The organism is Bartonella sp. AP9QHHD, from assembly GCF_042195625.1.
In the GTDB taxonomy this organism is placed as follows: Bacteria; Pseudomonadota; Alphaproteobacteria; order Rhizobiales; family Rhizobiaceae; genus Bartonella.
Map to the genome: position 1 here is coordinate 1 of NZ_JBHIOP010000004.1, position 14,117 is coordinate 14,117.

13 protein-coding genes are annotated in these 14,117 nt (G+C 35.2%); 10 read left to right on the forward strand and 3 right to left on the reverse strand.

The features are described 5' to 3' along the window. Positions 1 to 445: autotransporter outer membrane beta-barrel domain-containing protein (locus ACFIK4_RS00225; RefSeq protein WP_375674489.1), on the forward strand; the 445-nt coding region annotated here is incomplete at its 5' end. 268 nt (positions 446 to 713) lie between these two features. Next, entirely contained in the window at positions 714 to 1,136 is a 423-nt protein-coding gene (ndk, locus tag ACFIK4_RS00230; protein WP_375612918.1) for a nucleoside-diphosphate kinase, read from the forward strand. A 329-nt stretch (positions 1,137 to 1,465) separates the two neighbouring features. Here the strand turns inward: ndk and pgsA are convergent, their stop codons facing one another. The 3 genes from pgsA to ACFIK4_RS00245 all read right to left on the reverse strand — a co-directional run bounded on the left by pgsA (position 1,466) and on the right by ACFIK4_RS00245 (position 5,362). After that, a complete protein-coding gene (pgsA, locus tag ACFIK4_RS00235; protein ID WP_273723320.1) occupies positions 1,466 to 2,047 on the reverse strand; it encodes a CDP-diacylglycerol--glycerol-3-phosphate 3-phosphatidyltransferase in 582 nt (193 codons plus the stop codon). Between the two features lie 72 nt (positions 2,048 to 2,119). Next, positions 2,120 to 4,099: an excinuclease ABC subunit UvrC gene (uvrC, locus tag ACFIK4_RS00240; protein WP_375674492.1), complete on the reverse strand. Its 1,980-nt coding sequence runs from the start codon at positions 4,097 to 4,099 to the stop codon at positions 2,120 to 2,122. A 399-nt stretch (positions 4,100 to 4,498) separates the two neighbouring features. Next, positions 4,499 to 5,362, reverse strand: a complete 864-nt coding sequence (locus tag ACFIK4_RS00245) for a 23S rRNA (adenine(2030)-N(6))-methyltransferase RlmJ (protein WP_375612916.1) — start codon at positions 5,360 to 5,362, stop codon at positions 4,499 to 4,501. A 1,644-nt stretch (positions 5,363 to 7,006) separates the two neighbouring features. Here ACFIK4_RS00245 and tatA point away from each other — a divergent pair. The 8 genes from tatA to ACFIK4_RS00285 all read left to right on the forward strand — a co-directional run bounded on the left by tatA (position 7,007) and on the right by ACFIK4_RS00285 (position 14,005). Further along, positions 7,007 to 7,309: a twin-arginine translocase TatA/TatE family subunit gene (gene tatA / locus ACFIK4_RS00250; protein WP_375612915.1), complete on the forward strand. Its 303-nt coding sequence runs from the start codon at positions 7,007 to 7,009 to the stop codon at positions 7,307 to 7,309. A gap of 55 nt (positions 7,310 to 7,364) precedes the next feature. Continuing rightward, a complete protein-coding gene (locus ACFIK4_RS00255; RefSeq protein WP_375631753.1) occupies positions 7,365 to 7,769 on the forward strand; it encodes a twin-arginine translocase subunit TatB in 405 nt (134 codons plus the stop codon). Then, positions 7,766 to 8,548, forward strand: a complete 783-nt coding sequence (gene tatC, locus ACFIK4_RS00260; protein WP_375674495.1) for a twin-arginine translocase subunit TatC — start codon at positions 7,766 to 7,768, stop codon at positions 8,546 to 8,548. Before ACFIK4_RS00255 ends, tatC begins: the two co-directional genes overlap by 4 nt. A 61-nt stretch (positions 8,549 to 8,609) precedes the next feature. Next, a complete protein-coding gene (gene serS, locus ACFIK4_RS00265) occupies positions 8,610 to 9,887 on the forward strand; it encodes a serine--tRNA ligase (protein ID WP_375668191.1) in 1,278 nt (425 codons plus the stop codon). 133 nt (positions 9,888 to 10,020) lie between these two features. Further along, complete coding sequence (locus ACFIK4_RS00270) at positions 10,021 to 10,680, forward strand: protein-L-isoaspartate(D-aspartate) O-methyltransferase (RefSeq protein WP_273791164.1); 660 nt, start codon at positions 10,021 to 10,023, stop codon at positions 10,678 to 10,680. Between the two features lie 155 nt (positions 10,681 to 10,835). Beyond that, positions 10,836 to 12,017, forward strand: a complete 1,182-nt coding sequence (locus tag ACFIK4_RS00275) for a peptidoglycan DD-metalloendopeptidase family protein (RefSeq protein ID WP_375674497.1) — start codon at positions 10,836 to 10,838, stop codon at positions 12,015 to 12,017. A 686-nt stretch (positions 12,018 to 12,703) separates the two neighbouring features. Next, positions 12,704 to 13,156, forward strand: coding sequence for a preprotein translocase subunit YajC (yajC, locus tag ACFIK4_RS00280; RefSeq protein WP_375674498.1), 453 nt, complete (start codon positions 12,704 to 12,706; stop codon positions 13,154 to 13,156). 462 nt (positions 13,157 to 13,618) lie between these two features. Beyond that, positions 13,619 to 14,005 (forward strand): Mth938-like domain-containing protein, encoded by a 387-nt coding sequence (locus tag ACFIK4_RS00285; RefSeq protein WP_375611259.1) that lies wholly within the window; start codon positions 13,619 to 13,621, stop codon positions 14,003 to 14,005. Positions 14,006 to 14,117: the final 112 nt, after the last annotated feature.

Here is a 14,117-nt window from a genome sequence, read left to right on the forward strand (position 1 = left end):
GGGAACTTCCTTTGAAGCTGGTTATCGACTTAAGACGTCAAAGAACAGTTGGTTACAGCCTTATGGACAATTTACATGGTTACAAGTTGAGGGTAAAGAAATCAAGTTATCGAATGACATGACAGGTGACATGCGTCCATTCACTTCATTACGCAGTGAGGTTGGCTTATCTTTAGGATATGAATTTGGTTTTCACATGGATTCCTCATCGCTTGCGTATATTACAGCAGCATGGTTGCGTGAGAATAAAGATGACAATCAAACGTTAATTAATCAACGCCATCCATTTACCACTGGCTTATCGGGGAATGCAGGTAAATTAGGAATAGGTTTAAGCAGTTTAGTGAGTGAGAAGTTAAAGTTATATGGTGAGGCCCATTATATTAAAGGGCGTAAAACAAAACAGTCCTTTCAGGGTATTTTAGGTGTACGCTATAGTTTCTAACGATATGGTTATTTTTTAATTGATCTCAATGATAATTTTGATAGGAAGCATTTAAGATTATGAAAGAAGATTCAATATTTATTGAGATTCTGTAGCGCATCTTTATGATGGGATGAGCAATTGCAGGTGTTTTTATTAAAGTCTTCTTTATAATTCATTCTATATTTTTGAGAATTTGTATAGATTTTTGCAGAGTCACTTGGCAAAGGGCTCCTTGCTCGCTATAGAAATGGCTAGAGAATATTATAAATGAAATAAAGGTGGTTAAATGGCTTTAGAGCGTACTTTTTCGATGATTAAACCAGACGCAACCCGTCGTAATTTGACTGGCGCAATTACTAAAATGCTTGAGGATGCGGAGCTACGTGTTATTGCGTCTAAACGTGTCTGGATGAGCAAACGTGAGGCTGAAAAATTTTATGCTGTTCATAAAGAACGTCCTTTTTTTAGTGAATTGGTTGAATTCATGTCTTCTGGTCCAACCGTTGTACAAGTTTTGGAAGGTGAAAATGCAATAGCTAAAAACCGTGAAGTAATGGGGGCTACGAATCCTAGTGATGCAGAAGAAGGGACAATTCGTAAGGTTCATGCTTTATCGATTGGCGAAAATTCTGTCCATGGATCCGATAGTGCTGAAACGGCAAAAACAGAAATCGCCTTTTGGTTTCCTGAGGTAGAAATTGTTGGTTAATAAAGCGTTTATAATAATAAAGCGTATATAAGAAGCAAAAATCCGAAACACTATATTTCGGTTTTTTGCTTATGAGATTATAGATTTTTTTGAAAGCATATGGAGCATTAATCGTTTTTTTAGCTTTTAATATTGCAGCTGCTTTTACGAAAATATAAAGGCTATTTACTCTTTTTTGAATAGCTTTTATCTACACGTCTCCCTTATTTGTAATGTGCAAAAAAGCATTTTATTGATCTATCATTAATAAAAATAAATCAATCTTATGCTATTCTCATCTCTTATTTAAGTACAAAAAGATAAATCATCATTATAAAATTCCATACTATTCATAGGATAACGTGTTTTAAACCTGCACGAAAATAATCCCACCCTGTCCACAATGTAAGGAGGGCAGAAATCCACAGCATAGTAATGCCAAACTCTACTGTGTAAGGGAAAATTTTATTACCGGCTGGTCCAGCTAAAAGAAATACAATAGCGATCATCTGTACAAAAGTTTTCCATTTTGCAAGACGAGAGACAGGAACACTAACTTTTAACTCCGCCAAATATTCACGTAATCCTGATACAAGAATTTCTCTGCAAAGAATGATAATAGCTGCCCATAGAGTCCACCCAGCGATGGTACTGTCTGCGGCAAGCAAGAGCAAACAAGCAGAGACGAGAAGTTTATCGGCGATTGGATCTAACATGCGACCAATATTGGATGTTTGTTCCCAAATACGAGCAAGGTAACCGTCAAGAAAGTCAGTAATGGATGCAACGATAAAAATAGAAACAGCAATCCAGCGAGTGATATCACTTGATTGTAGTCGCCCTTCTAAAAAAAAGCATGCAACAACCATTGGGACTGCAACAATTCGTGCATAAGTTAAAATATTTGGAAAAGAAAAAGTATGATTTTTCATGGAGCCATTTTTAATTCTTGTGAAAGAGAATATATTTCCTAAACGTAACAAGGCGAAGGTTATGAAACAAGCCTATTTTTCATGAAAATGGTTATAAATTTTTTGTGCAATTGTCATAGAGATTCCCGTAACTTTTTTTAAATCTTCAAATGAGGCACTAGCAACAGCTTTGGCACTTCCAAAATGATGAAGCAATGCACGCTTTCTTGTCGGACCGATATTTTCGATTTCATCAAGTGGGTTTTTGAATGTTGCTTTTTTTCGTTTTATCCTATGAGTTCCAATCGCAAAACGGTGTGCTTCATCACGCAGACGTTGCAAAAAATAGAGGATAGGATCACGTGGAGGAAGTGTAAAGGGGGGAATACCTTTTATAAAAAATCGTTCACGTCCCGCATGACGGTCAACACCTTTGGCGATTCCAACAACTGTGAAGAGATCATTTAATTGTAATTCAGCAAGTATTGCATGTACGCTGTTGATTTGTCCTTCACCACCATCGATTAAGATAAGGTCAGGCCAAATGGGAAAAAGATCATCATCTTTTATGTCATGACTTCTATTTGGCAGATCATACTCTTTGATAAGGCGTGAAAATCTTCGTTTAATCACTTCTTTCATCATGCCAAAATCATCGCCAGGCGTTATATCTGTTGAGCGAATGTTGAATTTTCGATATTGATTTTTAATAAATCCCATTTGACCAGCAACAATCATAGCCCCTACAGCATTTGTTCCCATGATATGAGAATTGTCATAGACTTCTATCCGGCGTGGAGGAACAGGTAGTTGGAATGTTTTAGCAAGACCTTGAAGCAATTTTGTATGGGTGGCTGTTTCAGAAAGCTTATGTTCAAGTGCTTCATGAGCATTGAGATAGGCACGATTAACAAGAGTTTTCCGTTCACCTTGTTTGGGTAAAGAGAGGGATACTTTGTGGTTTGCTTTGAGACTAAATGCTTCTGTAAGAAGTGCCTTTTCTTCAATTTCTTCAGATAAAAGGATGCTTTTGGGAAGTGGTTTATCATCGTAAAATTGGGCAAGAAAACTCGCTAAAATTTCAGTACGGGAAAAAGAGGGATCTGCTTTAGGAAAATAGGCACGGTTTCCCCAATTTTGCCCCATGCGAAAAAAGAACACTTGAATACAGGTCATTCCTTCTTTTTGCGCAATTGCAAATACATCCGCTTCTTTTATCGTTTGAGGATTAATACCTTGATGGCTTTGTATGTGAGAAAGGGCTGATAAGCGGTCACGATAGGAAGCTGCTTGTTCAAAATCAAGATTTTCTGCGGCTTTATGCATAGCTTGAACCATATCGCTTTTAATAGATTGATCTTTTCCCGAAAGGAACGCTTTTGCTCCTTTCACCAGTTCTTTATAATCACTGTCACTAATTTCATGAGTACAAGGTGCAGAACATCGCTTAATTTGATAAAGCAAACAGGGGCGTGTACGGTTTTCAAAAACTGAATCAGTACAGGTTCGTAATAAAAAGGCGCGTTGTAAAACATGAACTGTTTGTGTCACTGCACCAGCAGAAGCAAAAGGACCAAAATAGTGAGCTTTTCGTGTTCGAGCACCACGATGTTTGTAAAGTGCAGGCACTCGATGATCATCTGTAATCATAATATAAGGGAAACTTTTATCATCACGCAGGAGTACATTAAAATGTGGATGCAATCTTTTGATGAGATTGGCTTCTAAAAGGAGTGCTTCTGTTTCTGTATGGGTGACGATAAATTCCATATGATATGTTGCACGAATCATGCGGGTAATACGATTATTGTGTCCTTGTTCACGTGTATAGTTTGAAACACGTTTTTTGAGATTACGGGCTTTGCCAACATAAAGAATATCACCATTTTCATCAATCATCCGGTAAACCCCTGGCTTATGCGGAAGGTGTCTAACAAACTCTTGTATGAATTTGATACCTTGGAATTGATTTTTCTCATTGCTTTGATTGGCATTATGCCATGTAACATTAGAGAGAAAAGAAAGTTTTTCCCGTTCATTTTGCGGACAATTTGTATTATTTTTCAGGACCATTCCGTTTGTTACGAATATGTTGTTTGTTTAATATATGAAATATTCTTTTTTATTAAATAATGATTATTTATGTCTTTATAATTTTTTTCTATAAATAATATCTTATAACATAAGAGTATGATTTTAGAGAGCCGATCTTTCATAAAAAATATGAGAGTTGTTATTCTAAGACAGCTTTATGAATTTGCCCAATTTATCCATTAAAATGATTGAAATAAGAAATCCATGATGATTAAGAGGATAGACTTTCTAAAAGGAAAAAAATTAATTCACGCTGATCGTTCTTAGCTTACCATTATAATATGTTGGTATTATCCAAAGAATCAAAGAACTTTATCATTTAATGCCTTTGTATTTTACAACATGATATTTGATTTAGAAAAAATATCAGAGAAAGATCTAACATAACAGATGTTCTTTTTGAAGCCACTTATGCGTTATTTGGGCATTTTCATCTTGTCCCAGACGGTTGATAAGAAAGGGGCTGAGTTTTTTCATTTCTTCTTCCAAAAGGTAGGGAGGGTTAATAATAATCATACCACTTCCATTCATTGTCGGTGGACTTGAACTTTTTCGGATACGCATTTCAAGCTGTAGAATCTTAGGAATTCCGGTTTGATAAAGCGCGTGAAGAAAACTTTCAATTTCTTTGTCATATTTAACAGGATACCATAAAGCGTAGATTCCTCCAGAAAAGCGACGATAGGCTTTCGTTAATCCATCAATAAGGCGGGAAAACTCTCCAGTTTTTTCAAAGGGAGGGTCAACAAGGATAAACCCACGTTTTTCTTTTGGTGGTACATGAGCATTTAAGGAAAGCCAACCATCTAAATGCAGAACTTTTGTTTGATAATCTCCTGCAAAGTTTTTTGCTAAAATATGATAATCTTCATTGTGCAATTCTATTGCGGTGAGGCGATCTTGTTTCCGTAATAATTGACGAATAAGAACAGGAGATCCAGGATAAAATACAATTTCTTTTTCCCCTTTATTGAGGGCATCAATGATATCACACCATGGACAAAGGAGTGTTCTTAAATCTTCTGGGATAGGAGTTGAAAAAAGTCGTTGGACACCTTCGCGACACTCTCCTGTTTTATGTGCTTCTAAAGAAGAAAGGTCATAAATACCGATTCCAGCATGCGTATCTATAACGCGAAAAGCTTTTTCTTTGCGTTTGAGATATTCTACAATGCGAGTGACAATAATGTGTTTAAAAACATCAGCAAAATTGCCAGCATGATAAATATGCCGATAATTCATGGAGTAAACTCTATCATATGTATAACTGTACCGGATTATTAGCATAGAATAATAGAATTGATATCCATAAAAATACTCTTGTAGAAATCAAACAATACCCTCACTCCCACATTATACACTACAGAAAAAATATTAATGTCATCAGAGCATTTATTCACAGAGCTATTTTTATATAATGAGATTAATCGTTAAAATTTTAATTTTTTTATATGAAAGATAGACAAGAAGAGATCAAACATTTCAATAGAGATATTTATGTTGTAAGAGAAATTTTTTATGATCGCGGACTCTTCTAGGAAGACTATAAAAAACACTCAATTAACGAGAATATTAGTGAAGTTTGTTGAAAATTGAAGGGTATCTTTCAAATTCATTCATCAATTTGCTTGTTTAAAGATTAAAGAATTTCAAATGCTTGATAAAAACATTGTTACATTTATAAGTTTTTTAGCAAGCGTAAAATTATGGATAGAGCAATAAAGTGCTGGTGTTATAGTGATAGATTTTTGTAAAAGTGTGAATGAATTTCATTGCTTTAAGCGGAGCCAAAGCTTTACATTATACACGCTAAATAGCTAGGTTATTGTGTATGATGCTAAAATAAAACTTTTGAAAATTGATATGTGCTCTGCAAGCTATCTCAATCAAAATGAGGAATTTTAAACTAAAGTAAATAGGTTTATCTATCTCTAACACTGTATTATCGAGCGGCTTTATGAGGTAATCTTATAAAAAAGGCTAGGATAAGAAATTCTTTTTATATGGATTATGCTTCGATACCATGCTTTTGATTGAATGTAATTTTCTATTCATGCCCATTCTGTTTTCAATACTGAGATAGGTTAAACACATGATATTATGAGAACGCATGCCCAGAATCCGGAGACTTGTAATAGTTAGAGCATACAGTGGCTTAGAGAGCTGGTTATATGGAGGTATTTTACTAAATAAAGGCACAAGCTGGTACCTTTTTTATTTTTTAGCAGTATTGCCATACCTCTTGGCACTTGAGTTGGTTCATAAAGTGCATTTTTACTCTTTCCGCTAATAGTTTTTATTTACACGCCAGATATTTAATTGAATACGATGATGGCTCATATTTCGTATTGTATATGGAATAATGGATGATAAAATTCCCACCCCAACGCAAAGAGTAAATGTTGTGCGTAAGATGATCGTTTTTGAAGAGACTGATGATGTGTTAAGAAAGTTTTTTAGAGATTTTTCTTTCTGATTTTTTTAATTGAATACGTAAAATGTTTTACAGCATGTTATGATTTTTATCAGTAAAGGATAATTTGGCGGAAATGTTTGTAATGATACGTACAACATTGTTTAAAAGGAAAGACATTGGCTATAGTATTTACAGGAAGATGAGTAACCTAAGAGATCAGATGAAGTTATTTTAGAAAAGTTTTTAAGTGTTTTGAACTTTGTATGAAGTGGTTTATCATTTTTGAATGGTTTGTGTTATAATACGCTAAAAAAGGATGAGAGGATAAAAAGTTCTTTTTGCAATAAAAGCGTGTAATTGCTTTTAAGTTAAGAAGAAAATATATAAGTAAGATATTATATTTGATACCTCCTTCAGAGGAAGCATGAATAAATGAAATCAAATTTAAAAGCATAAAGTTAGAGAGAATAATGGGTAATATTTTTTCACCAACGCATTTAATTATAATTTTATTGATTATCTTTGTGCTTTTCGGTCGCGGTAAAATTTCTGAATTAATGGGCGATGTTGCTAAAGGAATTAAAGCCTTCAAAAAAAATATGAAAGAAGAAGATGATAGCATTGAGGATAAAGTTGAAATGGCTCCTACTTCCCAAATGATTGATGTAGAATCTCAACAATCTCAGCCGTTATCGGTAAAACATGCAACAGCGCGCAGAAAGGTTTCTTCTGCTTCTAAAAAAAGCAAAACATCTGTTGCTAAAAAACAGTAACAAAAACGCAATCATCATTGTGCAATATTTTTTGATGAGAAAGTCGAATTAAGAGATGTTTGGGATTGACGGACCAGAGTTTATCGTAATCTTACTTGTTCTCATCATTGTCGTTGGACCAAAAGATTTACCTAAAATATTAAAGACAGTAGCAAAGATAAGAGCGTATGTGTATTCAACAGCAAATGAACTTCGTCATCAGTTTGATGATGTAATAAAACAAATCGAGCGCGATAATTTGCAAAAAGTATGTTCGGATATTAGCGATTCAAGCAAGAAGTTGACAGAGACTTTTGATCCCATTCAAAATACATTAGAAGATATCCACGATAATTTGGATGTTAAGGCAACACACCATAAATCAAAAAAAGATAAAGAAATTTTGGAATGCGATCAAAACGTAACCAATAAAGATACGACAGTATCTATTGCTTCTAAAGATAAAGAAGATATGTCATGAATGTTAAGAAAGATGAAGTTGATGCTAATATGGCTCCACTTTTAGAACATTTAATTGAACTTCGTCAGCGAATTATTTCTGCCTTGGTTGCATTTATGATCGCTTTTATGATGTGTTTTCTTGTTAAAGATTATATCTTAAATTTTTTACTATGGCCATATCAGTGGGCAATGAAAATAGCAGGGGGTAATCCTGAGGGGATTCGTTTGCAATCAACGCAAGTATGGGAAACTTTTTTAACGAAGATGAAGCTTTCTGCTTTTGGGGGAATTATTTTATCTTTTCCCTATACGGCTTTTCAGTTTTATAGTTTTATTGCACCAGGGCTTTATAAAAATGAGCGGATGGCTTTTTTACCATTTCTCATTGGGGGGCCTATTTTATTTTGTATTGGGGGAGCATTTGTCTATGGTCTATTAGCGCCAATAATACTATGGTTTAGCCTTTCTCAACAATTTCTTCCAGATGTTCATTTAAAAATAGAGTTTATAGTGCGTATTTCTGATTATTTGGGCTTTATGACATCGTTTATCCTAATTTTTGGTTTGATTTTTCAATTACCTCTTGTCATCAGTCTTTTAACAAAAATTGGATTTTTAACGTCTTATGATTTGGCGTCTAAACGAAAATGGGCTATTTTGCTCTCTTTTATTATTGCGGCAATCATAACGCCGTCGGATTTTTTTACGATGTTTACAGTGGCTTTACCAACGATAGCACTTTACGAGATTTCAATTTTAATTGCTTACAGTATAGAAAAGAGAAGAAAATCCGCTTAAGAAAAGTGTATAATCTTATGCGATAAGGAATGAATAAAAACAATATAAATGAGGAATTTTTATGCTTGATATTAAGTGGATTCGTGACAATCCTGAGAAATTAGATAAAGCACTCGTAAGTAGAGGTCTTGAGCCACAAGCTGAAAGGTTAATACAACTTGATCTTGCACGTCGCTCGCATATTGCTAAGGTGCAATTGGCGCAGGAACGTCGCAATGCTGTTTCAAAGGAAATAGGACAGGCTTTAGCGGTATCGGATCAGCAAATGGCTGAACGTCTTAGGGCTGAAGTTGAAGAGATTAAAGCTTTTCTTTCCTCTGCAACAGTGGAAGAAAAACAGCTGACGGAGAGTCTTGAGAAACTTCTTTCAGCACTTCCAAATATTCCATTAGATGATGTTCCAGAAGGTAAAGATGAAAGTGATAATGTCGTCATTCGACATTTTGGTACACCTCCAACATTTAATTTTACACCAAAGGAACATTTTGATCTTGGTCAAGATCTCAAACAGATGAATTTTGAACGAGCTAGTCGTTTGTCTGGAACACGTTTTACAGTACTTTCAGGGGCATTAGCACGGCTAGAACGAGCATTAGGCCAGTTTATGCTTGATGTGCATGTCAATGAGAATGGTTACACAGAAGTCTCAATACCTCTTCTTGTTCGTGATGAGATTGTTTACGGAGCAGCACAATTACCGAAATTTGCTGAAGACCTTTTTCGTACAACAGATGGTCGATGGCTTATTTCCACAGCAGAAGTGCCATTAACCAATTTGGTCAACGATGAAATTCTTGAAATATCAGATTTACCACTGCGATTTTCTTCTTTATCTCCCTGTTTTCGTTCAGAGGCGGGAGCAGCCGGTCGTGATACGCGCGGTATGTTGCGTCAGCATCAATTTTGGAAAGTTGAAATGGTCTCGATTACCAGTGAAGAGCAGTCTTTAATTGAATTGGAACGTATGACGGAATGTGCAGAAGATATATTAAAGCGGCTTGGTTTGCCTTTTCGCACAGTGGTTCTTTCTACGGGTGATATGGGGTTTGCAGCGCGTAAAACCTATGACATCGAGGTTTGGCTTCCTGGTCAAGAATGTTATCGTGAAATTTCTAGCTGTTCAGTTTGTGGAGATTTTCAAGGTCGCCGTATGAATGCGCGCTATCGTAAAGAAGGCGATAAAAAATTGCATTTTGTTCATAGCCTTAATGGTTCTGGTACGGCTGTTGGACGTTGTCTTATTGCCGTACTTGAAAATTATCAACAGGCTGATGGATCAATTATTATTCCAGATGTTTTACAACCTTATATGGGAGGCATGCGCTGTATTACTGCTTAATTTTACGAAAGGAGAGACAATATGCGTTTATTGCCAAGAGGTGATGATACACAGACGCAAGTTTTTGCCATTTTAAAAGAAGCAGTTTGTCAGTATGATAAAAGTGCACCTCCATTGGAGATTGAATGATACTATGGGGCAAAAGGGTATTTTACAATTTCGTGAGGAGTTAGCCGCTCTTGTACTGAAAATGCGTAGCAAAGGCATTGATGACGTGCGATTTTTTTCGGCATTAGAGAAAATTCCGCGTCAACAGTTTGTTGCTGCTCCTTGGTTCAATAGTGCTTATGATAATAAAGTTATTCCCCTTGAGTGTGGTGAATATATGGAACGTTTGGAAGAACAACTCTTAATTCTTTCGGCATTATCGTTGAAAAAAAGGCATCGTGTCTTAGAAATTGGTACAGGATCTGGTTTTTGTACTGCTCTTATGGCATGTCTGAGTGACCGTGTGACAACGATTGATCGTTATAAAACGCTTGTTGATTTAGCACGCCAAAAATTTCAAACTTTAGGAATTGAAAATATTGTTATACGGCAGATTGATGGAAGTCATAGCGTGACAGGCTTAGGATCATTTGATCGCATTCTTATTTGGCCATCACGTTTTGATGAACCAAAGGAATTTTTAGAACTTTTAGCTGAAAATGGAATTCTCATTCAGGCGATAGGACCTGACGAAGGGGTACAAACGGTGACGCGCTATACAAAAATTGGTAGTCGATTTGAGTGTTTAGAACTGTTCCAAGTGCGTTACCAACCTTTTATTAAAGGCATTGCGGAGATACTTTAATTTTTACAAGCTAAGAAGTTTCTTCAAATTGTCTACGTTAAGTTCATTTTGATCTTATATAAAGATATTTATGAATAAAACATCTCATTTTAACTCTTCGGTAATTTAAAAAAGCTTTAATGGAGTGAGTTGATTATTGATGAGTGAGCAAAACGATGTGTCTAAAAGCTTTGGATAATATTTTCCAGCATAATTTTCAGAGAATAGCTTTGTTAGCGGTGGTAACTATTGTTGCTGGTTGTAGTTCTGGTACACAGCGTTTTTCCAATACGTTCTCTCATCGTACGGTATCATCTCAATCAAATATATCAAGCACTATGTATACAGACCCGCGAATGCTATCATACGGTAGTGGTATGATACAAAGCACTGAATTGCCACCTGTGGAATCAAGCGATGATTCGTGGGGAGATGATAATTCCCCCTATAATTTTCCACATCAAGATAGGATAACTTCTTCTGATGGTCGCGTTATGGGCTCCCCTCCACGTAATCTTGGAACACTTTCTCGTTCACAAATGGATAAATCTCCTATTTTTCGGCGGAATTCTTATATTGTCCAGAGCGGAGATACACTGCTCAATATTGCACGACAAGTAGGGGTTAGTGTTGAGGCATTAAAATTAGCAAATGGTATAAACAGCAATTCCATTTATATTGGTCAGGTACTGGTTGTTCCAAGCAGGCGTACATTAGCATCTTCAAATGCACACAATAATAACGATTGGGCAGTGTCAACAACAGAATCTGCATCCCAATCTCAAGTGATGTCCTCTATAAAAAACAAGAAGTCCTCTCCTATATATAAAGCTCCTGTAACAACGCCACCCTCTGCAAAGATGAACAAATCAAGTTCTGAGAAAAATTTTTCTAAACAGATGACGCAATTGAAACATGAGACTGGTTTGTCAAGTACTGTTACGAATACAGATAATATGACGACTCCGCAAGCCACAGGAATTTCTAAGATGCGTTGGCCAGTACGAGGGCGTTTATTAAGCCAGTTCGGTCAAAAAAAGGGAACAGTAATGAATCGAGGAATAGATATTGCAGTGCCTGAAGGGTCTTCGGTAAAGGCGGCAGAAAATGGTGTGGTTATTTACGCGGGAGATGGACTAAAAGAGCTTGGTAATGTTGTGATGATTCGACATGAAAATGATATTATCACTATTTATGGATGTAATAGTAAGCTTGTTGTTAACAAAGGACAAAGGATAAGGCGCGGTGATGAGATTGCTAAATCTGGTGTTTCAGGAAATGTTAAAACGCCACGTGTCTATTTTGAGATGCGTAAGAATTCATTACCTGTTGATCCCCTTAAATATTTAGAAAACTAATTTATTGATGACGTTTACATTTGAATAGTCTTACAGTTTATAGAAAATTCATGAAAAATAATTGATTTTCTTAAATCAATGACATTGCAGCAAAAAATCATTGGTTTTAGGAAAGTAGTTCGTTGGGGTCGGTAGATATTACCATTTTTGTATTTATGAAAGTGTAAGACAATAGTATCATACTATTTGTCAGCTTTGAGTGTTTAAATTGCTCTTGCATTTAAGAGAAGCATGAAAAAGATATTTTCCACGCCTTTCTTAAAAAGTTTTTATCTACAGGCTCATTTCATATGTGTGACGTGCAAGAAAATCGTTTTGATTAATTCAGAAGGTTTGAAATGAGAGCGTTTTATTGTATTTAGATCTGTCATTTGATATCAAAAACGATAAATTATCTATATAAATTAAGTTTGTTCATTAGAAAAATTATCTTGTATAATTTATTGAGTTAGTGAAAAGATTTATATTGTAGGATATACAATAGGGGAAAGTGAATCTATTTTTTAAGATTTTTCTCATTGTATTTTGGTATTCTGCCTCTTAAGGATTTATTGTATTTTTGTAAAGCTGTGATTAGATTATGTAGTTATTGCTTTTTATGATAAATTCTTTAGGAATTTTTTCTGTATCGGAATTTCATTTTAATAGAGTGGGAAATACCTGAGGTTTAACTATAGGAGATAAAAATGTTTATGACGAACGCTTATGCTCAAGTTGCAGGCGATGTTTCCGGTGGAATTTCATTTGCTAGCGCTGTCCCATTCATTTTAATTTTTGCAATTATGTATTTTTTTATGATTCGTCCACAGCGTGCCCAAATGAAAAAACGCCAAGAAATGCTTAATGCAGTACGTCGTGGTGATACAGTTATAACGGGTGGTGGTATTATCGGCAAGGTTACGAAGGTTCACGACGAGAGTGGTGAATTAGAGGTTGAAATTGGTGAGAGTATAAATATTCGTGTTATTCGCTCAACATTAGCTGATGTGCGCGTTAAAGGTGAGCCGATTGCAGAAAAAAAATCAAAACTTAATGCTAAAGCAAAAACACCACAAAAGTCTAAATCTAAAACGACAACGAAAGAAGATATGAGTATCTCTGAAGAGAAAAAAGCTGTATCAAAGGAAAATGCATCTTAAGGTGTAATGGCAGTTTATTACATTTTTTAAGAATTTTTGTAAAAAGCTTGGCAAGATCAAGACAATTTCATTGGAAAAGGGGCTTTTATAGTGGCTACAGAAAATGGAGTTTTTGTTTTCTTTAGATTATTAAAATAGTTGTTTTATTTATAGAATGTTACGCAATTTTTTTCTGTTTTTTAAACAAGATCATTGTTTTTATAAAAAGCAATTTGTGAGTAAATAAGCTGAGGAAACTTTTTAAAAGATAGATTTATTTAAGCAGGTATAGCATTTTACCGCGGTTTATTCGCAAATTTTCATATATTTGTTGTATGAGAAGATTAGGGCATTATATAAAAATTTTCACTTCAATACTAGGCTATGTTTAACATATCAATGTTTATATTAGCCTTACTTTAATTTTTATGATGAGAAGAAGCAAAGACAATTGGATTATTCAAAAATAAAAGGTGCATATTCATGTTCGATGCAATTCAAATTCGTGAAGCACATTTTCCAAGTCGCGCACCTATTGATGCTTATGGAAATGGTGGGTTTCGTTTTGCTGATATGTCTCATAGAGGTTCTATTATTTGTGTACCATCAGGTATTTATGGCATTGAGATGGCAGGGCCTGTTCCCACTCAAAGGGATATATCTCGTATTTTAGAAGAAGCTTCTGAAATCGAAGTTTTATTAATAGGTACTGGAATTGAATTATTACGATTACCTGAAGAGTTACGGGTGCTTTTATGGGAAAAACGTATTTCATCAGATACAATGAGTACGGGAGCAGCGGTGCGTACATTTAATGTTTTATTGGCTGAAGATCGCGCTGTTGCGGCGTTATTATTTGCGGTAGAATAGAGTATTGTTTAATAAAACAAAGGCTCTGGTCTAGCATGAAAGACTTGTGTGATTATTTTCTGCGCTGTAAAATACTGTCGTTTAAGGCGGTGATATAAGGGTATAGAATATA